At 65.8% G+C, this 23,290-nt stretch carries 20 protein-coding genes; 9 read left to right on the forward strand and 11 right to left on the reverse strand.

The features are described from left to right. Position 1: 1 nt before the first annotated feature. The 5 genes from EOHIBHHM_RS21900 to EOHIBHHM_RS21920 form a co-directional block, all read right to left on the reverse strand. Positions 2-160: a hypothetical protein gene (locus tag EOHIBHHM_RS21900; protein WP_497257895.1), complete on the reverse strand. Its 159-nt coding sequence runs from the start codon at positions 158-160 to the stop codon at positions 2-4. Positions 161-318: 158 nt separating this feature from the next. Continuing rightward, on the reverse strand, positions 319-789 hold the full coding sequence (locus EOHIBHHM_RS21905; RefSeq protein WP_497257897.1) for a DUF7522 family protein: 471 nt from the start codon (positions 787-789) through the stop codon (positions 319-321). Continuing rightward, a complete protein-coding gene (locus EOHIBHHM_RS21910; RefSeq protein WP_497257899.1) occupies positions 786-2,495 on the reverse strand; it encodes a glucosamine inositolphosphorylceramide transferase family protein in 1,710 nt (569 codons plus the stop codon). The genes EOHIBHHM_RS21905 and EOHIBHHM_RS21910 overlap by 4 nt, the downstream gene beginning before the upstream one ends. A 247-nt stretch (positions 2,496-2,742) precedes the next feature. Then, positions 2,743-3,738: a Gfo/Idh/MocA family oxidoreductase gene (locus EOHIBHHM_RS21915; protein ID WP_497257901.1), complete on the reverse strand. Its 996-nt coding sequence runs from the start codon at positions 3,736-3,738 to the stop codon at positions 2,743-2,745. Next, complete coding sequence (locus EOHIBHHM_RS21920; RefSeq protein WP_497257903.1) at positions 3,731-4,867, reverse strand: DegT/DnrJ/EryC1/StrS family aminotransferase; 1,137 nt, start codon at positions 4,865-4,867, stop codon at positions 3,731-3,733. The genes EOHIBHHM_RS21915 and EOHIBHHM_RS21920 overlap by 8 nt, the downstream gene beginning before the upstream one ends. A 324-nt stretch (positions 4,868-5,191) precedes the next feature. Between EOHIBHHM_RS21920 and EOHIBHHM_RS21925 the strand changes: the two genes are divergently transcribed. The 4 genes from EOHIBHHM_RS21925 (at position 5,192) to EOHIBHHM_RS21940 (ending at position 10,079) form a co-directional block, all read left to right on the forward strand. Continuing rightward, positions 5,192-6,190, forward strand: coding sequence for a DUF8471 domain-containing protein (locus tag EOHIBHHM_RS21925; RefSeq protein WP_497257905.1), 999 nt, complete (start codon positions 5,192-5,194; stop codon positions 6,188-6,190). Continuing rightward, positions 6,191-6,766: a metal-dependent hydrolase gene (locus tag EOHIBHHM_RS21930; protein WP_497257907.1), complete on the forward strand. Its 576-nt coding sequence runs from the start codon at positions 6,191-6,193 to the stop codon at positions 6,764-6,766. It begins immediately after the preceding gene. Between the two features lie 140 nt (positions 6,767-6,906). Next, on the forward strand, positions 6,907-8,364 hold the full coding sequence (locus EOHIBHHM_RS21935) for a right-handed parallel beta-helix repeat-containing protein (RefSeq protein ID WP_497257909.1): 1,458 nt from the start codon (positions 6,907-6,909) through the stop codon (positions 8,362-8,364). A 191-nt stretch (positions 8,365-8,555) separates the two neighbouring features. Further along, on the forward strand, positions 8,556-10,079 hold the full coding sequence (locus EOHIBHHM_RS21940) for a right-handed parallel beta-helix repeat-containing protein (RefSeq protein ID WP_497257910.1): 1,524 nt from the start codon (positions 8,556-8,558) through the stop codon (positions 10,077-10,079). 162 nt (positions 10,080-10,241) lie between these two features. Here EOHIBHHM_RS21940 and EOHIBHHM_RS21945 read toward each other — a convergent pair whose 3' ends face one another. The 4 genes from EOHIBHHM_RS21945 to EOHIBHHM_RS21960 form a co-directional block, all read right to left on the reverse strand. Continuing rightward, a complete protein-coding gene (locus EOHIBHHM_RS21945) occupies positions 10,242-11,501 on the reverse strand; it encodes a glycosyltransferase family 4 protein (RefSeq protein WP_497257911.1) in 1,260 nt (419 codons plus the stop codon). A 134-nt stretch (positions 11,502-11,635) separates the two neighbouring features. Then, complete coding sequence (locus EOHIBHHM_RS21950) at positions 11,636-12,751, reverse strand: sensor histidine kinase (RefSeq protein WP_497257912.1); 1,116 nt, start codon at positions 12,749-12,751, stop codon at positions 11,636-11,638. Then, on the reverse strand, positions 12,741-13,157 hold the full coding sequence (locus EOHIBHHM_RS21955) for a response regulator (protein WP_497257914.1): 417 nt from the start codon (positions 13,155-13,157) through the stop codon (positions 12,741-12,743). The genes EOHIBHHM_RS21950 and EOHIBHHM_RS21955 overlap by 11 nt, the downstream gene beginning before the upstream one ends. Before the next feature lie 25 nt (positions 13,158-13,182). Next, complete coding sequence (locus EOHIBHHM_RS21960; RefSeq protein ID WP_497257916.1) at positions 13,183-14,052, reverse strand: winged helix-turn-helix transcriptional regulator; 870 nt, start codon at positions 14,050-14,052, stop codon at positions 13,183-13,185. Positions 14,053-14,250: 198 nt separating this feature from the next. Here EOHIBHHM_RS21960 and EOHIBHHM_RS21965 point away from each other — a divergent pair, with 198 nt between their 5' ends. From EOHIBHHM_RS21965 to EOHIBHHM_RS21980, 4 genes are all read left to right on the forward strand, one after another. Then, positions 14,251-15,558 carry a right-handed parallel beta-helix repeat-containing protein gene (locus EOHIBHHM_RS21965; protein ID WP_497257918.1) on the forward strand — a complete coding sequence of 436 codons (1,308 nt, stop codon included), beginning with the start codon at positions 14,251-14,253 and terminating at the stop codon, positions 15,556-15,558. Between the two features lie 185 nt (positions 15,559-15,743). Further along, positions 15,744-16,835: a glycosyltransferase family 2 protein gene (locus EOHIBHHM_RS21970; RefSeq protein WP_497257920.1), complete on the forward strand. Its 1,092-nt coding sequence runs from the start codon at positions 15,744-15,746 to the stop codon at positions 16,833-16,835. Positions 16,836-16,869: 34 nt separating this feature from the next. Next, the gene (locus tag EOHIBHHM_RS21975) at positions 16,870-18,855 is read left to right on the forward strand and encodes a hypothetical protein (RefSeq protein WP_497257922.1); all 1,986 of its coding nucleotides are present in this window, start codon (positions 16,870-16,872) and stop codon (positions 18,853-18,855) included. Between the two features lie 195 nt (positions 18,856-19,050). Continuing rightward, positions 19,051-20,679: an alkaline phosphatase family protein gene (locus tag EOHIBHHM_RS21980; RefSeq protein ID WP_497257924.1), complete on the forward strand. Its 1,629-nt coding sequence runs from the start codon at positions 19,051-19,053 to the stop codon at positions 20,677-20,679. A gap of 93 nt (positions 20,680-20,772) precedes the next feature. Here EOHIBHHM_RS21980 and EOHIBHHM_RS21985 read toward each other — a convergent pair whose 3' ends face one another. Beyond that, complete coding sequence (locus EOHIBHHM_RS21985; RefSeq protein ID WP_497257926.1) at positions 20,773-22,260, reverse strand: sensor histidine kinase; 1,488 nt, start codon at positions 22,258-22,260, stop codon at positions 20,773-20,775. A 350-nt stretch (positions 22,261-22,610) separates the two neighbouring features. Here EOHIBHHM_RS21985 and EOHIBHHM_RS21990 point away from each other — a divergent pair, with 350 nt between their 5' ends. Further along, on the forward strand, positions 22,611-22,814 hold the full coding sequence (locus EOHIBHHM_RS21990; RefSeq protein WP_497257928.1) for a hypothetical protein: 204 nt from the start codon (positions 22,611-22,613) through the stop codon (positions 22,812-22,814). Positions 22,815-22,950: 136 nt separating this feature from the next. Here the strand turns inward: EOHIBHHM_RS21990 and ddfA are convergent, their stop codons facing one another. Beyond that, positions 22,951-23,259, reverse strand: a complete 309-nt coding sequence (ddfA, locus tag EOHIBHHM_RS21995) for a DdfA family disk-determining factor (RefSeq protein WP_497257930.1) — start codon at positions 23,257-23,259, stop codon at positions 22,951-22,953. Positions 23,260-23,290 lie beyond the last annotated feature (31 nt).

Below are 23,290 nucleotides of genomic sequence, written 5' to 3' on the forward strand. Positions count from 1 at the left end.
CTCAGCCCTCCACGCTGGCGGTGGCCGTCTCGAAGTCGATTCGGTCGTCGGTGGTGTCCGTGTCGTCGTCCGCTGGCGCGGCGACCCTCCGGGCGGCGACGCCGAGCGCCGCCAGGGTGATGCCGAGAAGTGCCAGCCCGACGAGGAGTTTGCGGGTCATCTCTGGGTTGCTCTCACTGTCTCTGTGTCCTCAAAGGCGTTTTATTATGGGCGGAGTAAGGCCGCGCTTAGGCGTGCGTTAGGGTGATAAACGCCGCTGAAAACCGGATTTCTCCACGCTGAGTGGCTCTCGTTGACATCCCACTCGACGGACTGCGCTCAGAGCTCCAGCGCGGCCAGACAGTCGTCCATCAGGGGGTTCTTCGAGATGAACACCGACGGCTCCAGCGACACCGCGACGCCCTCACACGCGCTGAGGAAGAAGAACGTCTCCGTGACCGTATCGTAGTTCTTCACCACGAAGTTCAGCGTGTCGTGGTCCTCGTGTTGGTGACGGATGGTGCGTCCGAGCGACTCCATCCCCGTCGCCTCCATCACCGTCTCCAACTCTGTCTGCGCTGTCGGAACCGTCTCGTCGCCCCGCAGGTAGACGAGTTCGTACGTCCCCGAGTCCTGAAACAGTTCCGTGTCGGTCGAGTAGTGGACGACCGCCCGCAACCCGTCTCCGATCTCTCGCTGCAGCAACTCCGCAAGCCGTTGTGCCCGTTCCATCTGCTTCGAGAACAACGGCGGCGTCCACGCTGTTAGCTGTTTCCTTGTCGACGAGGCGCCGCCGACCCGGTCGGTCACTCGCGGACGGCGTCGGCGAACGCCCCGAGTTCGGCGGCGGTGAGCACGTCGTCGAGCAGCCAGTAGCTGTGGACCGACCCCGTGAAGTTCTCGCCGCCGGTCATCGCCCCACCGAACACCGTATAGGAGTTGTTGAAGTGGAACGTGCCGACGCTGTCGATCGACTCCAGCATCTCCCCGTCGGCGTACACCGTGTACCCGCCGTCGCGGACGACCGCGAGCGTGGTCGGCGTCGTCGCGTCGCCACCCCTGACGGTGCTCTCGGCTCTCCCGCTGTCGACGGTCACCGCCCACTCGCCGTCGCGGACGTCGACTCGCATCCCCCGCGTCTTGTCTCGCTTGCCGTAGTCGAGCACGCGGGCGTCCTCGCCGTCGCCCGGCGCGACCGACAGCAGGAGCGTGAACGAGCGACGCTTGAGGAGTTCGGGGAACTCGTGGGGGATGAGCACGCGGTCCTCGTCGGTGCCGGCGAACGCCCGGCCCGCACCCAGCGTCGTGTCCGTCGTCGCCGACGTCCCGCGGATCGTCCCGTGACGCGACCCGCAGCGGTCGAAGACGACGCCGTCGAGGCCGTGGCTGAAGTCGTACCACGCGGTCACGCCGTACTCGTCGACGACGTCGCCGGGGGCGGGCGTCGGGTCGACGGTGGGGACGTCGTAGATACCGATGCTGTAGTCTTCCTTCGACGCCGTCCCGTCGACCGCACACCGCCACCCCTCCCCGTCGCCGAGCGACCACGGGTCGAACGTGTGCATCGTCGTCGCGTTCCAGCCGACGCCGAACTCCGAGAGCACCGGCGAGGAGGCGACCTCCTCGTCGGCGTAGCTGCTCGTCGTGAGGTCGGTCACGCGGTAGGCGCGGGTCTTGTCGCCGTACTGGTCCTCGAGATCCTGGAAGAAGAAGTAGATCTCGCTGTCGACGACGAGCGGTCGACCGCCCTGTCGGGCCGCCTCTCGACGTCCCGTCACCACCGGGTTGTTCTCGTGGGGCGTCCAGTCGGTCGCCTCGAGCTCCGTCGAGTGGTAGAGCATCACCTTGTCGTTGTCCTTGTCGGTCGCGAGCCACCAGCGGCCGTCGTAGCGGAAGAACACCGGGTCGTGCGAGTAGTAGTCGACGTCGATGGCGTCGCCGACCTTCGACCAGTCGGTGGGGAACTCGTCGGCCTTCCACAGTTCGACCCGCTTGCCCGTCGGCGGACACATGTAGTACTCGCCGTCGTACTTCCAGATCAGCGGGAACGAGGTGTGTTCGTCCTTCTGGAGGACGACCTGGTCGTACTCCCACTCCAGCCCGTCGTCGCTGGTGGCGTGTCCGATGGGAGCGTCCGGTCGCCGGTCGTGGTTGACGATCTCGAAGAACATGTGCCACTCGCCCTCCTCGACGAACATGAACGGGTCGGCGACGTAGTCGACGTCGCCGTAGTCGGTGACGTCGGCGGCGGTCAACACGGGGTTGTCGGCCTCGGGGCTCGGACCGGCGACCAGCGGGAGGACGCCGGGCGTCTCCGTCGGCCACGGAGGAATGGTGTCACCGCTGTGGACGAACTGCGGCTCCGGTGTCGTCGTCTCGGTGTCGGTCGGCGTGTGGGAGGGCGTTCCCGTCTCCGTCGGCGTCTGTGCCGGTTCGGTGGACTGTCCGATGCATCCGGCCAGCCCCGCCGCGGCAGCCGAGAGGGACCAGAGGAACGTCCGCCGTTTCTGTTCCATACCCCGACTTCCGCTTTCTGGTGGTGTAAATGAGCGCGACTGTTCAATACACTCATAGATATCGAGAACGGCCAAAACGACCGGTTAAGGCGCTCTTGTTTGTATACTAACCCAAAACGTCTCTCGCCACTATCGCGAGCTGACAGGACCGGCGCGTCGCCGTCTCAGTCTGCCGACGACGGCGTAGTTGGGTGTGATTACTTCGAAAACAGCCGCCACGAAAAGTAGACTGGGCCGATCTGGGGGGTCAGTCGTCCTGCGTGACCGGGGTGTGTTCGGTCCGCGTCGCCGGTTCGTCCGCCGCGAGTTCGTCGAGTTCGCGAGTGACCTCGAGTGCGCGGAGGCCGTCCGCGCCGGAGACGACCGGTTCGGAGCCGGTGCGCACCGCGTCGGTGAAGGCCGCGAGTTCCTTTTTCAGGGGTTCGCCCTGGTCGACGGTGAGCTTCTCGACGACGTTCTCGTGTCGGTAGCGGACGTCGCCGTCCTCGACGTACTCGGGTGCCGACTGGCGGTGGATCTCGATGCTCTGGTCGATGTAGTCGACCTTCACGCGCGCCTCGGCGGCCGAGATGGTCAGCTGTCGGACCTTCTCTTGGGTGACGCGACTCGCGGTCAGTTCGGCGACCGTCCCGTCGTCGAACTGGAGGTTGGCGGCACCGTAGGCACCCTCCTGGGTGCCGACGGCGTTGACCGAGCGGACCTCCTCGCCGACGATGGCGAGCACGATGTCGATGTCGTGGATCATCAGATCCATCACGGCGCTGTCGTCGATCTCGCGGTCCAGCGGCGGGCCGAGTCGCTCGGCCGTCACCGCGATGACGTCGAGGTCGTCGACGAGGTCCATCAGGGTGCGGACCGCCGGGTTGAACCGCTCGACGTGGCCCACCTGTAGTACGACGTCGCGCTCCTCGGCGAAGTCGATGAGCGTCTGGCCCTTCTGGGGGTCCTCGACGAACGGCTTCTCGACGAGCACGTTGACGCCCGCGTCGATACATTCGCGGGCGGCGTCGAAGTGGTACTGCGTCGGGACGGCGATGGAGACCGCGTCGGCCTCCTCGAGCAGTTCGTCCATCGTGAGCGCTCGCGTGTCGAAGTCGTCGGCGACCTCCTCGGCGCGCTCCATCGCGGCGTCGTAGACACCGACCAGTTCGACGCCCGGCAGGTCCCGGTAGATGCGGACGTGGTTCTGTCCCATACTGCCGACGCCGATCACTCCGGCTTTGACTGTCTCTGAGTTAGACATGGGTTACCTCCTCTCTGCGGGCGAGTTCGTCGACCGGCTCGACGTCGATCTCGTGCATCACGTCGACGATGGTCTCGAGGTCCTCCTGCGTCAGGTTCGGGTGGACCGGCAGCGAGAGCGCCTGCTCGGCGACGGTTTCGGCGACGTCGAGGTCGGTCGGTCCCGAGTAGTCGTCGTACGCCTCGAGTTCGTGGATCGGGTTGGGGTAGTAGACGCCGCTGCCGACGCCGTGGTCGTCGAGCTGCTCGACGAGTTCCTCGCGGTTGCCCACCCGGATCGTGTACTGGTGGTAGACGTGACGCAGTCCCTCCGGCTCCGTCGGGGTGACGGCCGCGGTGTCCGCGAGCCCGTCGGTGAGGAACGCCGCGTGTTCGCGGCGGGCCTCGTTGAACTCGCGGATGCGGTCCATCTGTGCGACGCCGATGGCGGCACAGAGGTTCGTCATCCGGAAGTTGTGGCCGACCTCGACGTGTTCGTAGCCGGACTGACTCCGACCGTGGTTGATGAACTGTCGCGCGGCGTCGGCGACGTCCTCGTCGTTCGTCGTGATCATCCCGCCCTCGCCGGTCGTCATGTTCTTCGTCGGGTAGAACGAGAAGCAGGCGACGTCGCCCATCGAGCCGGCGGTCTCGTCGTGGTAGCCCGCGCCGTGTGCCTGTGCGGCGTCCTCGACGAGCGGGACGTCGTACTCGGCGGCGATCTCGCGCAGGTGGTCCATCTCGGCCGACAGGCCGTAGAGGTGGACCGGCATGATGGCGTCGACGTCGCCGTCGCGCTCGCGGATCAGCTCTTCGACCGCGTGCGGGTCGAGGTTGAACGTCTCGGGGTCGACGTCGGCGAAGGCGGGCTCAGCGCCCGCGAATCTGATCGTGTTCGCCGTCGCGACGAACGAGAAGGGCGTCGTGACGACGGTGTCGCCCTCGTCGACGCCTGCCGCGGTCAGCGCCGCGTGCAGCGCGGTGGTGCCGTTCGTCGTGGCGACGGCGTGCTCCGCGCCAGCGTAGTCGGCGAAGCGGTTCTCGAACTCCTCGACGGCGTCGCCCGCGGCGAGCTGGCCGGACTCGAGGACGTCGACGACTCCCTTCAGTTCGGCGTCTCCCACCTCGGGGTCGGCGATCGGAATACTCATCTGGCTCCCTCCATCTGTTCGCTCCGACGGACGTGCGTCCCGTCCGGTCTGTCGGCCGGCGTGACTGTCGGAGCGCCCTTGTGGCCCAGTCGTCGCATCACCAGAGTAGAGAAGAGAGAGTGGCTTTATTATCGGCCGACTAAGCGGTGTCACGGGCCGTTTCCGTCGGTTCCTGTGTGACGCTACGCCCCGCGTAAACGTTGCAACCGCGTCGACCGCAGAAAGGCATATTTGGACTTAGGCACCCGCTATGACGGAGAATTCGGAGGTTTAGGCGTGAACGGTGCTCGGGCTTTTTAGTTGCGGAGCCAGTAGTCGTCGTCAATGACAGCCGTGTACGAGTGGGTAGCCGACCTGTTTCTCGCCATCGTCGCCGCGCTGGCGGCGGCGGGAGCGGTCTACGTCGGTCTCTCGGGACCGATCCGTATCCTCGCACTCCTCCCGATCGTGTTGTTCCTTCCCGGGTACGCGATAGTCTCGGCGCTCTACCCCGAGGGGACGCCGCGGTTGCGTTCGCGCTCGATTCGCGCTCTCAACCGGGCCGAACTCGACGACCCGACCGGCGTGAGCTACCGTCGCATCGGTCCGACCGAACGAGTGGTGCTCGCACTGGCGCTCAGCCTCGTCGTGCTCCCGATGACGGCGTACGCGCTCAACTTCACGCCGTTTGGCATCGCCACGCTACCGCTCGTCGCGATCATCGCCGGCGTGACGGTGCTGTTCTCGATACTGGCGGCCGTCCGCCGCGCGTTCGTCGCTGCCGACGAACGGTTCACGGTCGGCAGTCTCCTCCCGAGCGGGATGTTCGCCGGACTCGGCGGTGGGACGTACAGCCTCCTGTTCGTCGCGAGTCTCCTCGTGCTCGCCGCGAGCGCCGGCGTGGCCGGTCTCGCGTCGCCCGCACAGGACACGTTCACCGAGACGTACCTCGTCACCGAACAGAACGGTAACGTTACCACCGAGAACGTCGGCGAAACGGCTCGCAACGGTGGAACCGTCCAACTCGCCATCACGAACCAGGAGAGAGAAGACGTGAGCTACACGACCGTCGTCCAGCTCGAACAGGTGCAGAACGGGCAGGTGACGAACGCCGAGCGGGTCGACTCGTTCAGCACCGCCGTCGCCGCCGGCCAGACGGAGCGGACGCCGTATCAGGTCGAGCAGTCCGGCGGCGACAACAGTCGGTTGGCGTTCCTCGTCTACAAGGGCGACCCGCCGTCGAACCCCTCCCGTGACAACGCCTACCGCGTCGTCCACGTCTGGCTCTCCGCCCCGAACGGACAACAGGCGCTCGCCGCGCCGTCGTCCTCGGGGGCCGTCTAGATGTGGCCGTGGGGACACGCCGCCTTCGGCTACGTCCTCGTCTCTCTCGGATCGCGGTTGACACGCGGTAGCCCCCCGAGCGGTGCGGCCGTCTTCGCCCTGCTCGTCGCGACGCAGTTGCCGGACCTCGTCGACAAGCCGCTGTCGTGGGTGTTCCACCTCTTCCCGCAGGGCGTCTCAGTCGCCCACTCGGTGTTCGTCGCCGTCCCGCTCGGTCTGCTCGCCGTCGTCGCCGCGGCCCGACTCCGCCGGCTGGAGGTCGGCGTGGCGTTCACCGTCGGCTGGTGGTCGCATCTCCTCGGCGACGTCGCCACGGCCTTACTCTACGGCTACGGGACGGAGTTCGCGCTCATGCGCGTGCTCTGGCCGGTCGCGACGTTCCCGCCGTACGACGACCAGCAGGTGGCGCTCGAACGGATCCTCGGCTACCTCGGCGAGTTTCTGACCGCGCTGTCGACGACCCAGCAGGTCGGCCTGCTCGCCGTCTACTTCGGCCCCTTCTTCGTCGCGTTTGTCCTCTGGCTCGTCGACGGCGCTCCCGGCGTGCGGGAGATTCGGGAGCTGGCGAACATCTAGACTATTTTGTGATTCTTTTCGCCCAAACTGTTTATTTCTCCATTCTAGAAGGGAATATCCTTCACATTTGTATCTTGTGGCCGTCTGTTAGTTCTGTTTCACAACTCTTATCAACAAACCCGATTGTGGAGAAATTGCAAATGCCTGAGACCCCAGACAAGACGTTCAGTCGACGTTCCGTCCTTGGCACGGTCGGGGCGGCGGCACTCGGCGCGACGGTTCTCTCCGGTCGCGCCTCTGCAAGTCACGACTCCTACGAGACGATCGACATCGTCGACGCCGGTGCGGACAACACCGGCGGCGACTCTATCACCCCTGTCCTCGACGACGTTCTCGACGACAACAGGAAGATCTACTTCCCGCCCGGCGAGTACTACGTCGACGAAGGTGTCCGATTCACCGACTTCGAGAAACTCTGGCTCTACGGCGAGGACGCCACCATCGTTCCGGCTCCCGCCGACGAGTTCGACGGAGCGGACCACATCTTCAAGCTCGGGACGGACTACGCACCGGGTGACTGGCTCCACATCGGCGATCTCACCTTCGACTTCACCGCCGAGAACACGGGAGTGCGAGCCATCCAGGCGCAGGTCAACGACTGTTACATCCACGACGTCGATTTCGTCGGCGAACACGACGCCGGCACGCACGGACCGATGCTCGTCGACATCATCGACGAGGACAGCATCGCCGCGGTCGACCGCGTCCGGATGCCCGACGGCGGCGCGTGGACGGAGAACACCGAACAGGACGGCGACCCCGTCGTCCAGTGGGGCCCCACCGGCTTCATCGTCAGTCCGTATCACAACGGGACTCTCTGGGTGCGCGACTGCGTCATCGGCGGCTTCCCCGACAACGGGCTCTACGACTCCGGCGAGGATGGCACCGTCGTCGTCCGCGGCGGCCAGTTCGAGAACAGCAACACGGCGAGCATCCGCCTCGACGGTCACCGAAGCATGATCGACGGTGCCACCATCACCGTCGACGGCGCACGCAACGACGACGCCGCCCAGCAGGCGATCCGTCTCGACGGCGGCAGCGGCTGTGCCGTCAAGAACACGGAGATCGTCCTCGAGGAACCCACCGCCAACGGGATCACCGTCCGCTCCGGGGTCGACTCCGCGAAGATCGAAGGGACGACCATCGACGTCACGGACGGCTACGTGAACGCGGCCATCATGGTCGAAGAGGGTGCCGGTCGGACGGTGATCGACGACTGTTCCGTCGACCTGGACGCCACCGGGCAGGCCATCGAACTCCGCCCCGGTGACGAACCCTGTGTGATCGAGAACACCACCGTCACCGGCGACGGCTCCGGCGCGACGGGCGGCCGCGAGACCATCATCTGCGACCGCGACGGCTCGCTGCTCCGCTCGAACACGGTCGAACACTCCGGGCCGGGCTACCGCCGCGGCGTCGTGCTCCGCGGCGACGACGTCACCGTCTCCGGCGGTCGCTACGAGGCGACGCACCACCCGATCGTCGTCGAGGGCGACGACGCCACTATCGAGAACGTCACGGCCAGCTCCTACGAGGGTTACGACGCGGTCGACGTCGACGGCGGAAGCGGACTCCGACTCGTCGACAACGACTTCTAGACCGACGCCGTCGACGCGCCGGTCGTCACACTCGACTCACTTCTCAAAATTTTCACTCGGTCTCGAGTAACTATGGTGGCGATTTCTCGAGAAGTATAGTCTTTCTGGCCGTCTTATTTATATTTTGTGGCCAAGCAGAGATTCAATTTCAAAATACTTTTCAATAAAAACGACTGTCTGAGAACTGCGTTATGCCTGAGACCCCAGAACAGACCTCAACTCGAACGCTCGGTCGTCGATCCTTCCTTGGCACGGTCGGAGCGACGGCCCTGGGTGCTGCAGCCTTCTCCGAACGTGCTTCGGCGAGCCACAGCTCCTACGAAACGATCAACATCGTCGACGCCGGTGCGGACAACACCGGCGGCGACTCTATCACTCCGATTCTCGACGACGTTCTCGGCGACAACAGGAAGATCTACTTCCCGCCCGGCGAGTACTACGTCGACGAGGGGATCCGGTTCACCGGCTTCGACAAACTCTGGCTGATCGGTGACGACGCGACCATCGTCCCCGCTCCCGCCGACGAGTTCGAGGGTGCCCACCGTATCTTCAAACTCGGCACCCACTACGCGCCGGGCGACTGGCTCCGTATCGGCTACTTCACATTCGACTTCCGTGCGCACAACACCGGACTCCGCGCGATCCAGGCGCAGGTCAACGACTGTTACATCCACGACGTCGATTTCGTCGGCGAACACGACGCCGGCACGCACGGGCCGATGCTCGTCGACATCGTCGACGAGGACAGCATCGGCGCGGTCGACCGCGTCCGGATGCCCGACGGCGGTGCGTGGACGGAAGACACGGACCGCGACGGCAACCCCGACGTCAGATGGGGCCCCACCGGCTTCATCGTCAGCCCGTACCACAGTGGCAAGCTCTGGGTGCGCGACTGCGTCATCGGCGGTTTCCCCGACAACGGACTCTACGACTCCGGCGAGGACGGCCGCGTCGTCGTCCGTGGCGGTCGGTTCGAGAACAGCAACTCCGCGAACATCCGCTTGGACGGCCATCAGAGCACGATTCAGGACGCGACAGTCGTCGTCGATCACGCTCGTGACCGAGACAACAACCAGCGCGGCATCCGCCTCGACGGTGGCTCCAACTGTTGGGTCGAGAACTGCGAAATCGTCCTCGCGGAGCCGAACGGCCACGCCATCACCGTGATGCCGGGGTGTGGCTCGGCGAAGATCGAGAACACCTCGATCACGCTCGGGGCCAGCGACGAGTCGAACGACGCCGCCATCATGATCTCGGAGGGCTGCGGCGACGTCGAGCTCCAGAACGTCGACATCGAGATGCACTGTCCGGGACAGGCGATCGATATCGAACCCGGCGACGGCGACGTGCTCGTCGAGGAGTGCACCGTCACGGGCGAGGCCTCCGGCGCGATCGGCGGTCGAAACGCCATCCGCTGTGAACGCGACGGCTCGCGGTTCTACAGCAACACGGTCGAACAGCCCGGACCGGGCTACCGCCGTGCGCTCGCGCTCGTCGCCGACGACTGCGTCGTCTCGAAGGGGAGCTACGAGTCGACGCACCACCCGATCGTCAACGACGGTAACGACAACGTCGTCTCGAAGACCACCGCCCGCTCCTACGACGACTACGACGGCCTCAAAGTCGCCAGCGGCGACGTCGAGCTCTACTGGAGCACCGTCTACGAGGGCGTCGCCGGTTCCTACGACGGTTACGGCAACGAGTTCCCGAGCTGACGCGGTCGGCTTCGTTCCCTCCGTCCACTGCTCCGCTCGTCCACGTCTCGTCCGTGCATCTGACACTCACCGTGCCGCAAGACGTGGTCTGGAACTGCCCTTTTCGGCTCTCCTTTCCTCTCCTCTTCTCTCTTCTCCTCTCCTCCTTCTCGTCTGTCGCTGTCACTGCGTGACGACGCGCTTCTGCGTCGCGACCTCCCGGTAGAGGTCGGAGTACTTCCCGATGACCGTCTCCGGGGCGAACCGCGGCAGTTCCTCGTCGATTGCGGCGTAGTGGTCGTCGTAGTCGGCGACGAGACGCTCGAAGGCGTCGGCCAGCGCCGCGGGGTTGCCCGCCTCGAACGGTTCGCCGGCGTCGCCGACGATGAAGTCCATGCTGCCGACGTCGGAGACGAGAAGCGGCGTCCGCATCGACAGCGCCTCCAGCACGACGCGCCCGAACGGTTCGTCGATGAGTCCCGGGTAGACGAACGCGTCGGCCTCGTCGTAGACGTCGGGGAGGTCGTCGTGGTCGACGTAGCCGAGCCAGTCGACGGCGTCGGCGACGCCCTCCTCGTGGGCCAGCTCCTTCAGCCGCGTCTCGTACGGCCCCGCGCCGACGATCTCGAGTTCGACGTCGTGGCCGCGCTCGCGCATCTCCGCGAGGCCGGGGATGAGCACGTGCAGCCCCTTGATGTCCTGCAGCGCACCGACGTAGAGCAGGGTGACGGGGTCGCCGTCGTCGACGCCGGCGTCCGGGTCGGGCTCCTCGCGGTGGAACGCCTCGTCGTAGAAGTGCGGGATGACGGTCGTCCGCTCGCCCGGGAACCCGAGCGCGTCGTAGTCCTCCTTGAGGTGCGGCGAGAGCGCGTGGTAGGCGTCGATGTCGCTCGCCCGCTCGATCGACTTCCGGACGAGGTCGATCTTCCCCAGCGAGGAGTAGCTCGCGCGGAGTTCGCGCTCGACGCCCTGCCGGCGCTTGACCGCCGTCGTGGCGATACAGCTCGCACACTTCCCGGTCGAGGGGCCGGAACACTTCTCCTCTCCGTGGTACATCATGTCGCCCTTGGGGCAGACCGGCACGTAGGAGTTCAGCGTCGACAGCGTCGGAACGTCGAGTTCGGCGAGCAGCGGGATGAACGCCGACGAGTAGGAGTGGACGAGGTCGTGACGCTCCATCGCGGGCAGTTCCTCGCGGAGCGCCTCGTGTTTCGCGGCGATCGGGTGCGGGAGCTTCGAGAGGTTGTCGTGCAGCACGTACTCGACGCGGTCTTCGGCGGGTAGCTCCGCGTCGGCCGAGTCCATCTGACTCGACACGTAGACCGTCAGGTCGTGGTGCTCGGACAGGCGCTCGATGAGGAGCGTCGACGTCTCGACCGCGCCCGACCCGGGCGCACCGGGACACTCCGCCGGGACGAAGCCGACGTCGAGTCGTTCGCTCACGCGGTCCCCCCCGTCGGTCGTCGTGCTCGCGCGTTCATGTACAGGTGGTAGATTCCGGGGCGGCTTTATTATCGCCCGCGTAAAGCGGTCGGTGACTCCCGGTGGCCGCTGCGGTGGACGCGCCGGACCGTCGGTCACTCGACCCGTTCGAGTTCGACGTAGAACACCGCTCCCTCGGGGTGGTTGTCCTCGACCCAGACGTCGCCGCCGTACTGCGCGACGAGCTGTTTGACGAGGTAGAGCCCGATTCCCGTCCCACTGCTCTCGGGGCCCTGTTCGCCCTCGCCGAACACCGTCTCCTTCCGCCGGTCGGGGATACCGGGGCCGTTGTCGGCGACGGAGACGACGACGCGGCTCTCGTCGGTCTCGACCCGGACGGTCACCTCGGGCGTCTCCTTGTCGTTGTAGAGGATGGCGTTCGACAGCAGGTTCGCGAACACCGACGACAGCAGGTCGTTCGCCCGGACGTTCACCGGCGGGATCTCGCCGTCGACGTCGACGACGATCCCGCCGTACAGCTGTCTGGCGCTCTCGATCTCCGACTCGAGCACCGACTGCAGCGAGACGTCGGCGAGGTCGGCCGCCTCGCTGCCGGTGACCGAGGAGACGATGTCGCCGATGCTGCGGGTCAGCTGGAGGATGTGGTTGCTCGTCCGGACGATCTCCTCCAACTGGGACTCGCCGTGGTGGTCGACGTGCTCGGACAGCTCCCGTGCCCGGCCGACCACGAGCGTCATCTCGTTGCGGATGTCGTGGCGGGTCAGCTGGTTGAGGATGCGCAGCTCCTCGGCCTGCTGCCGGAGCGTCTCCTCGGTCTTCTTCCGTTCGATGGCGTACCGGATGGCCCGCATGAGCACCTCCGGCGTCACCTCGTCTTTCACGAGGTAGTCCTGTGCGCCGTGAGAGACGGCGTCGATGCCGAGTCGCTCCTCGGGGACGCCCGTCAGCACGATGATGGGCGTCGTCTCCGTCCGGTCGCGGACGTAGTCGACGGTCTCGAGTCCGTGGCTCCCGGGGAGGTTCAGATCCAGCAGGACGACGTCGAACTCGACGGCCGCCAGTCGCGGTTCGACCTCGGTGATGCGGTCGCAGTGATACAGCGTGACCCCCTCGTTCGAGGGCTCGGCGTGGTCGTCCGGGTCGTCGACGACGGTGACGGGGTGTTCCGCGTCTCGGAAGTGCTCCTGGAGCAGGCGGGCGTCCCCCGGGTTGTCCTCGACGAGGAGGACGGTGATGTCGTCAGGAATCATCGGTGAGTGGCGGCAGTGTTGCGGCGCGGACCCAAAAAGACTCGATTCGCTCGACGGCCTCGTCGAACCCCTCGGGGTCCGAGGGCCGTTCGACGTGGGCGTTCGCGCGCTGGTCGTACGACAGTTCACAGGCGTCCGGCGTGTCGCCGATGGTGATGACGGGGAGCCGTCGCAGCGTCTCGTCGGCCTTCACCGACTGGAGGAGCTCCATCCCGTCGCCGTCGCCCTCGAACTCGACGAGCAGCAACTGTGGCGGCACCTCTCCGCTCTGCAGTCGGCCGAGCGCGGCGTCGGTCGTGGTGGCGACGGCGAGGTCGAAGCGGTCGGCGCGGTCGAACGCGCCCGCGAGCGCCTCGTCGCCGGTCGCGGCGAACAACAGGACGTCGACTTCGGTGTCGGATGACATCGGTAGCTCTGGACCCTCTCGGTGTTCAGGTGTCGTTCAACAGTGCCTGTACGTCGCGGACCGTCGACTCCTCGTCGGCGTCGTCGACGCTCGACTCCAGTTCGCGCAGCCGAGCCTCGACGCGCCGATAGCGGTCGTCGCGCTGGAGCGCCCCTTCGGTCTTCTCGGCTCGGAGCACCGCCCGCTTCGCGCTCAGCGCGAGATACTCCTGTACCTCGTTGTCGTAGGCGTTCCGTGCCAACACGTCGGCGATGACCTCCTTCAGCTCCTCTTTGGCCCCCGGTTTGACGATGTAGGCGTCGAACCCCATCTCGAGGATGTCGAAGTCCGGTTCGACCGCGCTGAGCATGATGACCTGACACCCCAGTCGGAGATCGCGGATGCGGTCGAGCACCTCCTCGCCCGACAGGCCGGGCATCCGGCGGTCGAGCAGGACGACGTCGATCTCGTCGGTGAGCTTTCTGAGCGCCTCCTCGCCGTCGTAGGCGCGTTCGATCTGGTACTCGTCTTCCAACCAACTGGCGTGCATCGTCACCAGCCGTGGGTCGTTGTCGACCACGAGCACCACCGGCCGGGTGTCCTCTCCCAGATGCTCCGCTCCCCAGTCGGACAACGCGTCGATGACCGACTGCATGTCTCGACCGTGTCGGGTCAGATCGTACTCGACGCGGCGGGGCGATTCACTGACCTCGTTTCGGTTGACGAGTTCGTTCTCGACGAGGTCGTCGAGACTGTCCGTCAACACTTTCGCCGAGATGTCGAGACGTTGCTTCAGCTCGCTGAACCGGAGGGGGCCGTCCCGAAGGAGCGACTGGATGATGACCGGATGCCACTTCTTCGAGATGAGGTTCACAGCCGCGACCATCGTCTCGACGTCGGTGTCGTTGCGCCTCACCACGGTTTTTCTTACGTCCACTCTGGGCGTGACAGGTATTGTTATAGGCCTGATAAGGTCTCCCTACTCCCGACGTCGGTGACGCCGTCCGGGGCTTATCAGCCACCTAAGCGAGTTACTCTCGGGTGACGCGCCAGCTAACCGTTGTGTTAGTTCTCATTGATACACTGACAGACGTTCTGGAAAGATAGAATCCGAATGGAAACCAGACAGCAGACAGGAGAGAACGGAATCGATCGCCGAACGTTTCTGGGGGCGGCAGGTGCGGCCACGTTGCTCGGTTCGGCCGGCGGCCGAGCACGTGCGACGTCCGACGCGCCGATGGCGCTCGGCGACGCGGCGGAGATCGACTCGGTGACGGGGATCGCGAACCTCGGCGGGAAACTCGTCGTCGGCCGCGGCGGCTACCGGACGATCCAGGCGGCGTGGGACGACGCTCGCAGCGGCGACGTCGTCTACGTCCACTCGTCGTACGACGCACAGGAGGCGGGCGAGGAGTTCCCGATCGTCCTGAACTACGAACAGAAGGAGGTCATGCTCACCGGCGGCCACCCCTCGGGGTCGGTGATCGACGCCGGCGACGTCGACGCGAACGTCGTCGAGGTGCTCGGTCGCGGGATGAACGACTACCGGAACAACCCGCTCGTCCAGAACCTCAAGATCGTCGGCGGCGAGATCGGCCTCAGGATCCGCGCTGCCCCCTACTCGTCGTACAAGGACATCGTCGTCTACGGGACGAACTCCCACGGCGTCTCCGTCGAGGGGTACACCGACGACACCGGGTTCAAGGGGACGTTCGGTGCCACCTTCCGCAACGTGATGGCGTGGGGCTGTGGCGGCACGGGGTTCCGCCTCGACACCGACGCGCGTCCGCACAGCACGTCTTTCTTCGGCTGTCACTCGGAGTTCAACGACGGCTACGGCGTCCAACTGCGCGGCTACTCCTGTCGGTGGGTCGGCGGCACGATCCAGAACAACGGGAGTCACGGCGTCGACGCCCGCAGCGGCTGTAGCCAGTTCCTCAGCGGCGTCTACTTCGAGGGAAATGGCACCACGATGGAGTACCCGGTCGAGGTGTACGTCTCCGCGTCCGCACCCGGGTTCACCTGCGACACCTGCTACTTCCAGGGCAACTTCGCCCGCAACTTCGCCAACGGACTCGACCGCTGTGCGATCGGCGTCGCGGTCAACGGGGCGGCACAGGCGTCGGTCTCGAACTGTACGTACCGCAACTACGAGAGCTGCTTCCTCCTCGTCCGCGACGCTCGCGACGTCGACGTCCACCGGCCCTCCCACTGCGCGCTCGACGACACGACGTTCCTCGAATACGACGACTGCGAGCGACTCCGCAGCGACGGCTGCGTGCAGGAGGACGACCTCCGTACCGTCGAGGGGGCCTACCGGGGCGACATGGGGATCCACGACGGATCGGGCGACGCGCTCTGGGGGCCGGCCGTCTGGAACGGCCGCGAGTGGATCAGCGTGATGCGACCGGACGTCATCTGAGGCAGGTGGGGGAGTCGGACCGACGGCTCGGAGAGATCGGAGACGCGTCTCTGTCACCCGTTAACACGGACTCTCCAGCGGTCTGACGGCACTATGGAGTTCTTATCGCTCGGTTTCGGTACTTAGGCGGTGTATTATAAAGCACGTAGGGAGAGCAGACGGAACTACGAGAGCCACGCATCACCATGTACCGAGAACACACCATCGGCATTGTCGTCCCTGCGTACAACGAGGAAGGCTACGTAGGCGGCGTCATCGACACGTTCCCCGACTTCGTCGACCGCGCGTACGTCGTCGACGACGGGTCGACGGACGAGACGTGGGAGGAGATACAGGAGCACGCGGCGTCGTACAACGACGACCACGCCTCGGAAGCGGCGAGCTTCGAGGACGTCGTCGTCCCGATCCAGCACGAGGAGAACCGCGGCGTCGGCGGCGGCATCAAGACGGGCTACCTCGCGGCGCTGGACGACGACGTCGACGTCGTGACCGTGATGGGCGGCGACGGACAGATGGACCCCGACGTGCTGACGAAGTTCATCGACCCCATCGTCGACGACGTGGCAGACTACACGAAGGGCAACCGCTTCATGCGCGAGGAGGACTTAGACGCCATGCCGCGGTTCCGCCTCGTCGGCAACTCCATGCTGTCGCTGCTGACGAAGATCGCCAGCGGCTACTGGAAGATCGCCGACCCGCAGAACGGCTACACCGCCATCTCGAAGGAGGCGCTCCAGCAGGCCCCCATCGAGGACATGTACGAGTACTACGGCTACTGTAACGACCTGCTGGTGAAGCTCAACGTGGAGAACCTCCGGGTCGCCGACGTCGCGCACTCCGCCGACAGCGTCTACGACGAGGAAGACTGGAAGAGCCACATCGAGTACGACGAGTACATCCCGAAGGTGTCGTTCATGCTTCTGCGGAACTTCCTCTGGCGGCTGAACCGCAAGTACCTCCTGAAGGACTTCAACCCGACCGCGTTCCTCTACTACTTCGGTGCCGGCGTCTCTGCGGTCTCCGTCGGCGGCGCGGTCGCCTCGCTCCGCAAGCGGAAGGCCGAGTCCGGCAGCTGGGCGCTGTCGCTGTTCCTCGGCGTCGCCCTCCTGCTGTTCGCGATGGTCTTCGACATGGAGGCCAACAGCGACAAAGAGGTGCTGATCGACGACCAGGCGGTCGCGGGCGGCATGGCCGCAGACGACGCCGCGTCCGACGCGGACGTCCCCGCCGGACAGCGGGACGGCGTCACGGACGCCGCGACGGCGGACGATGACTGAACGACGGACGCCGACCGACTAACCCCCTCTCACCATGAGCCACAAGACACCGAACTCGCTGTTGGGGATGCTGAAGAGCGGCCGACTCGACATCATCGGCGCCGTCGGCGGACTGCTCGCCGCGGTGTTGATGCTGCCGCTCCAGCTTCTCGCCTCGCAGGTGTACATCCAGACGCTGCCGCTCGTGCTCGGCGTCGCGTCCGTCCTGTACTTGCTCGCCTCGCGGACCGAGAGCGAGAGCACCATCGCCACGCTGACGCCGCAGGCCGCACGACTGTTGCCGTCGCTGTCGGTCGTCGGGATGGCGGTGCTCGTCGCGCTGGCGACGTTCCAGGGCGACCGGACGCTGCTCTACTACGACGTCGCCGCGATGACCGGGATGCTGGTCATGGCACAGGTGTTCTTCACCGACGACGGGGAGTTCTCGCCGACGCTCATCCTGACGCAGATCGTGCTTCTGGGGCTCGTCGTCCGACTCACCGCGCTCATGACGTCGCCGGGCTACGTCGGGATCGACGTCTGGTCGCACGTCTCGAACTGGACGACGGCCATCTACCAGACGCAGTCGCTCGACCCGATCGCCGACCGGAAGTACTTCGCGTCGCCGCTGTTCCACCTCCTCGTCGCCGGCGCGGCGCTGCTGTTCGACCTCGGCGTCAGGGAGGCGCTGTTTCTCTCCTTGGCGGTCGCGATGCCTATCTCGGTGCTGTTCGTCTACTCGACGACCAAACTGCTCGTCGGCGTCCGCTGGGCCGTCTTCGCGGCGGCCGCGTACGCGATGATCGGCCACGTCGTCGAGTGGGGGATCCACCTCATCCCGACGAGCCTGGGGCTGATCTTCTTCCTCGCGATCCTCTACAGTCTCACCCGCGTCCTCCATCTCGACTACAAGCTCCGCGACTTCGTCCTCGTGGTGGTGTTCAGCGTCGCGGTCATCCTCACCCACCAGATCTCGGCGTTCATCATGCTGGTGTTCACGGGGGCGGGGCTGCTCGCGCAGTTCGCGCTGAGCTTCGGGCTGTTCAACCCCCGGATGTCGAACGCGCTCGACTTCAGCCCGCAGGACACGGTGAACCTCTCGGGGCTCATCGCGTTCGACCTCGGGCTCATCACGTTCATGTGGTCGCTGACGCCGTATCAGGGCGGGACGTTCCTCGCGACCATCTTCAGCTACCTGCGGAACACGATCGACTCCTCGGCCGGCTTCCTCGCACTCGCCGGTCCGGACGGGAGCACCGGCGGTGCCGCCGCCGGCCCCGACCGCGGGATGACGCTCATGCAGCAGCTCGTCCAGTACATCGACGTCGCCGGCTTCCTGCTTCTGCTCCTGTTGACGATCGTCGGGAGCATGTACGTGCTCCGGCGGGAGAACGCCTCCCACGCGACGTTCACGGGCGTCGTCGCCACCGTCGCGATGCTCGTGTTCGTCTTCGGCTTCCCGCTCTTCGGCATCCGGACGTTCGTCCCCGGGCGCTGGTTCGCCTTCCTCGCGGCCCCGATGGCGGTCATCGCCGCCCTCGGCGTCGCGTTCCTCGTGAAGAACCTCACCCCACGGACGGCCGTGATCATGTTGCTCATCTTCACCGTGGCGTTCCCCACGGTGACCGCGGTCGCGAGCCACGGGACGCTCGACTCCCCGCCGTTCGCCGACACGCAGACGCGCTACAGCTACACCGACGCGGAACTGGCGGCCACGAGCACTATCGGGGATATCCAACCTGCCAGCACGGAACGGCCGTTGCACACCGACCACCCGTACCAGACGGTGTTCGACAGACGCGAGGACACGCCGACGAAACCGATGACCGTCGCCAACGGATCGGCGTCGACGGCGAACGAGACCGTCGTCTACCGCGACTACCAACAGCAGGGCGCGGCCTACGTCAGAGACGGTTTCGGCTTCTCCTACCAGCCGTCGCTCTCCGAACAGCAGGCCTGTAGTGGCACGCGCGACGTCACCTACACCAACGGCGAGGTGACGATGTGTACGGCCGCGGGTTCGAGCGGCGGTGGCTCCTGATGCCACCGAAACGCCTGCCTACCGGTTCGGTGTATCGCACGCCAGATAGCAGTCTCCGGCTTATCGGAGGCATAATTAAATGAGTAACACCCATACGACAGATACGATGACTGCGGAAGGGACGCTCACGACACGGCAGGACACGCTCGCCGACGTCGGGTCGCAGCAGCTGGCGACCGACCGAGGTGAGCGCCGATGACCGACGACGATCGGATGGAGGCGCTGCTCGTCGGGATCGACGCCGGCTGTCTCCCCGTGTTCGAGCGTCTGTACGAAGAAGAGGCGATTCCGAACATTCGCGAACTCTGTGAGTCCGGCGCGAGCGGCCCGCTAGAGTCACAGATCCCGCCGTGGACGCCGAGTGCGTGGCCGTCGATGTACACCGGAGTCAACCCCGGCAAGCACGGCGTCTACGGCTTCGTCGACTACGACGGCTACGACTGGCGCGTCGTCGGCGGCGAGGACGTCAAGGAACACTCCATCTGGTCGCTGCTCGACCAGCACGGCAAGTCTAGCGTCGTCGTCAACGTCCCGGTGACGCACCCACCCGAGGAGATCGACGGCGCGGTCGTCCCGGGGTTCATCGGCCCCGAGAACCCCCGCTGTCACCCCGAGGGGACGCTCGACGAACTCCGCGAGGAGCTCGGCGAGTACCGGGTCTACCCGAAGTACGCCCGTGGCGACGACTCGCTGTCGGACGACGAGAAGATGGACGAGTACGAGACGCTCGTCCGGATGCGCGGCGGTGCGTTCCGCTACCTCGCGAACAAACACGAACCGGACTTCGGCTTCGTCCAGTTCCAGAAGACCGACACCGTCTTCCACGAGTTCGAGGGCGACGAGGAGAAAGTCGAGCGCGTCTACCGTGCCACCGACGACGAGATCGGGAAGATCGTCGAGGAGTTCGACCCCAAACGGATCTTCGTCGCCAGCGACCACGGGATGGGTCCCTACGAGAAGTACGAGTTCCGTGCCAACCAGTTCCTCCGCGACGAGGGGTTCGTGAAGACGACGAAAGGCGGCAAGGGGATGCCATCGTGGAACCCGATCCGGAACCAGCTGCGCGAAGGCGAAGACGAGGACACGTGGGAGCCGTCGACGGCCGAACGCATCGCCGCCAGCGCGGCCAAGTTCGGCCTCACCGCCGACCGTGTCGGCCACGGCCTCCGCAAACTCGGCCTCGACACCATCGTCAAACAGTACGCCCCGGAGAACATCACACGCACGGCCTCCGAACAGGTCGACTTCCCGAACTCGAAGGCGTACATGCGCGCCAGGACGGAACTCGGCGTCCGCATCAACCTCGAGGGCCGCGAACCGAACGGCGTCGTCTCCGAGGCGGAGTACGACGAGGTGCGCGCGGAGCTCATCGAGCTACTCCGCGGCGTGTCGACGCCCGACGGCGACCGAATGTTCGAGGACGTCGCCCCACGCGAGGAGTACTTCCACGGCCCCTACGAGGAGAAGGCGGTCGACATCGTGCTCGTCCCGAACGACTTCGAGCAGTTCCTCTCGGCGCACGTGCTCGACGGTTACTTCGCGCCGCCGACGGAGACCTGGAACCACAAACTCGCCGGCGTCTTCGCCGCGACGGGCGAGGGGATCGACGCGACCGCCGACGTCTCCGACGCGCACCTGTTCGACGTCGCACCGACGATCATGGCCGCGATGGGGATCCCCTACAGCGACCGGATGGACGGGCGCGTCCTCCCCGCCGTCGACGACGTCGATCCGGAGACCTACCCCGAGTACGAGTCCTCGGACGCGACGGCGCTCGCCGACGACGGCGTCGAGGACCGCCTCGCCGACCTCGGCTACCTGTAACCGTCGCACACAACCGCTCGTTCTCGTCCCGGTCTGCCGCCGTACGTCCGTCAGCGGTGAGTTCGTCGGACGGGCGGTCGGACGGAACGAACGTCACCCCGCGGACGACGACTCCTCTTCGGGGAGCGTGAAGTAGAACGTCGACCCCTCGTCGACGGTCGACTCGACCCAGATGTCGCCGCCGTGGTGGTCGACGATCTTCTCACAGATGGCGAGTCCGATCCCGCTTCCGTTCTGTCCCCCTTCGCCGGAGAAGATGTCGAAGATCGACTCCTGTCGCTCGTCGGGGATGCCGACGCCGTCGTCCGTGACGGCGAACTGCCAGCCGTCGTCGACGCGGGCCACCGAGACGTCGACGCGGGGCGGGCCGTCTTCGGTGTACTTGATGGCGTTGGCGACGAGGTTCTGGAACAGTTGCGTGAGCTGTCCGGGGTCGCCGTGGACCGTCGGGAGGTCGTCGGTCTCGACGACGGCGTCGCTCTCGTCGATGGCGATCCGGAGGTTCGAGCGAGCGGTGTCGACGACCTCGTCGACGTCGACGCGCTCGAAGTCGCGCGTCTGCCGGCCGACCCGCGAGTACGCCAACAGCCCGTTTATCATCTCGCGCATCCGCTCTGCCCCCTCGACGGCGAAGTCGATGAACTCCTGGGCGTCGTCGTCGAGCCCCTCACCGTAGCGGCGTTCGAGCAGTTCGAGGTAGCTCGACACCATCCGCAGCGGTTCTTTCATGTCGTGGGAGGCGACGTAGGCGAACTGTTCGAGTTCGGTGTTCGACTGTTCGAGCTCCGCGACGACCTCGTCGAGTTTCTCCTCCGCCTCTCGCCGTTCGGTGATGTCGCGTCCGACGCCGCAGATGAACTGCTCGTCGCCGGAGCCGACGAGCGACGCCGTGAGTTCGTACGGGACGACCGACCCGTCCTTCGTCAGGAGGTCGGCCGTGAACCGGATGTCGGAGTCCGACCGCATCTCTGCGACCTTCGACCGGACGTCGATGTCGCCGACGAAGAACTCTCTCGGCACCCGGTCTCTGATCTCGTCGTCGGTGTAGCCGGTGACGGCGTTCAGCCGGTCGTTCCAGCGCACCAGGTTGCCGTCGAGGTCGGCGAGAAACAGCACGTCCGGCAACCCCTTGACGACGGCGTCCGCGAACGTCCCGTCGCCGACGACGTCGGCGAAGGTCCGCTCGCCGAGCGACCCCGTCGACGTCCCGCCGTCGCCGAGGGAGACCTGTCCGTAGTCGCCGACGGGAGTCGCCGGCGCGTCGGTGACGAGCGTCTCGACGGTCGAGGCGAGTCTCGCGCCGCCCGCGGGAACCGTCTCGTCGTAGCGGTCGGTCGGGAGGTCGCCCGGCGCGTCGGTCTCGACGACGACCGGGAGCGTCGGCGTCCGGTTCTCGACCGTCGAGAGGAAGCTCGCTACCCCGTCGACGTCGTCGTTCACCACGACGACGTCGAACGGGGCGACGGAGAGTCGCTCCAGCGCCTGCTCCGGGGTGGCGACCGCACAGACGCTCAGCTCGGTGCGTACGACGAGCTCCGAGAGGCTCTCGCCGTCACCGACGTAGAGGAGATCGACGCTCACGGTGGTTCCATCCTCGGAGTCGACACTCCGGCCGCTGGAGGACCCCCCGCGTTCGGTCGACTGGTACCCTCCTCTTTCGACCCCGACTGTTCCATAGTTGTTTCACGTGAATCCGACAAGAAATATGTTACTCAATGCGACGGTGTGACAAAGAAGACTCTCACCGAGGGTGGAACGTCTCGAAGACCGGTCGAAACCGGCGAAATCGGGGGTTACTGCCCAGTAAGCCCGACAACTCACTTATCTGTTATGTCAAGTATATATCCCACCCGGCTGTAGCAGCGCGGTAGACCAACTGTGATCGCCCTCGCACACGAGCCACCCGACCATCCGAGATCAGGAGCGGACGAATGAGTATCGACGAACGACAGTCGTCGGCGACCGGCGACTGGCCGCGCTTCACGGTCAAGTACGCCTTCGGGCGTCAGGTCCCCGGAATCGACGCCGTGTTCGAGGCCGACGAGGTCGTCCTGTTCGATCCGACGCGGACGGGGAACGCCGACTGGCTCTCGGCGAAGAAAGGATCGTACGTCCCACTCGAGGAGACGCGTTGAACTCGTCGTAGTTCTCGTCGCAGTTCAGAGACGCTCTCCGTGCGAACTGACTCCTGTAGCTCGCCGGACCACTGATTCTCCGACCGACTCCGGTCTCGAGCTCCACGGGATCGACGGCTCCCGACGACACCCCCGCTCAGTCGCGGTAGGAGACCGGCTCCGCCGACACCTCGCCGTCGCCGTGGATCGTCACGTGGTACCCCTCGAAGACGAACGCGATGTAGCCGTCGGTACGCTCGTCGCCGTTGTTCGTCGGCACGAACAGGCGGTCGAGCGCCTCCGGGTCGATCGTTCCGTGAAGCGGGTCGAGGTCGATCGGTCGCACGTTCTCGGCGTCGGCGACGAGGGTGACCACGACGTGGCTCGGCGTCTGCTCACCGCCCCAGTCGACCGTTGTCGTGTACGTCGATGACTCGGTGTCGGCGTCGTGAGTGGCGTAGTCCATCTCTGTTTTCCTCGACAGACTGTCTGTCTCT

The organism is Halogranum roseipondis (genome assembly GCF_059695585.1).

Excerpts from the sequence above, each read along its gene's own strand:
- EOHIBHHM_RS21900 (WP_497257895.1), bottom strand. The coding sequence starts at position 160 with ATGACCCGCAAACTCCTCGTCGGGCTGGCACTTCTCGGCATCACCCTG.
- EOHIBHHM_RS21910 (WP_497257899.1), bottom strand. The coding sequence starts at position 2,495 with ATGGAACAGAAACGGCGGACGTTCCTCTGGTCCCTCTCGGCTGCCGCG.
- EOHIBHHM_RS21915 (WP_497257901.1), bottom strand. The coding sequence starts at position 3,738 with ATGTCTAACTCAGAGACAGTCAAAGCCGGAGTGATCGGCGTCGGCAGT.
- EOHIBHHM_RS21920 (WP_497257903.1), bottom strand. The coding sequence starts at position 4,867 with ATGAGTATTCCGATCGCCGACCCCGAGGTGGGAGACGCCGAACTGAAG.
- EOHIBHHM_RS21925 (WP_497257905.1), top strand. The coding sequence starts at position 5,192 with ATGACAGCCGTGTACGAGTGGGTAGCCGACCTGTTTCTCGCCATCGTC.
- EOHIBHHM_RS21930 (WP_497257907.1), top strand. The coding sequence starts at position 6,191 with ATGTGGCCGTGGGGACACGCCGCCTTCGGCTACGTCCTCGTCTCTCTC.
- EOHIBHHM_RS21935 (WP_497257909.1), top strand. The coding sequence starts at position 6,907 with ATGCCTGAGACCCCAGACAAGACGTTCAGTCGACGTTCCGTCCTTGGC.
- EOHIBHHM_RS21940 (WP_497257910.1), top strand. The coding sequence starts at position 8,556 with ATGCCTGAGACCCCAGAACAGACCTCAACTCGAACGCTCGGTCGTCGA.
- EOHIBHHM_RS21950 (WP_497257912.1), bottom strand. The coding sequence starts at position 12,751 with ATGATTCCTGACGACATCACCGTCCTCCTCGTCGAGGACAACCCGGGG.
- EOHIBHHM_RS21955 (WP_497257914.1), bottom strand. The coding sequence starts at position 13,157 with ATGTCATCCGACACCGAAGTCGACGTCCTGTTGTTCGCCGCGACCGGC.
- EOHIBHHM_RS21965 (WP_497257918.1), top strand. The coding sequence starts at position 14,251 with ATGGAAACCAGACAGCAGACAGGAGAGAACGGAATCGATCGCCGAACG.
- EOHIBHHM_RS21970 (WP_497257920.1), top strand. The coding sequence starts at position 15,744 with ATGTACCGAGAACACACCATCGGCATTGTCGTCCCTGCGTACAACGAG.
- EOHIBHHM_RS21975 (WP_497257922.1), top strand. The coding sequence starts at position 16,870 with ATGAGCCACAAGACACCGAACTCGCTGTTGGGGATGCTGAAGAGCGGC.
- EOHIBHHM_RS21980 (WP_497257924.1), top strand. The coding sequence starts at position 19,051 with ATGACCGACGACGATCGGATGGAGGCGCTGCTCGTCGGGATCGACGCC.
- EOHIBHHM_RS21990 (WP_497257928.1), top strand. The coding sequence starts at position 22,611 with ATGAGTATCGACGAACGACAGTCGTCGGCGACCGGCGACTGGCCGCGC.
- ddfA (WP_497257930.1), bottom strand. The coding sequence starts at position 23,259 with ATGGACTACGCCACTCACGACGCCGACACCGAGTCATCGACGTACACG.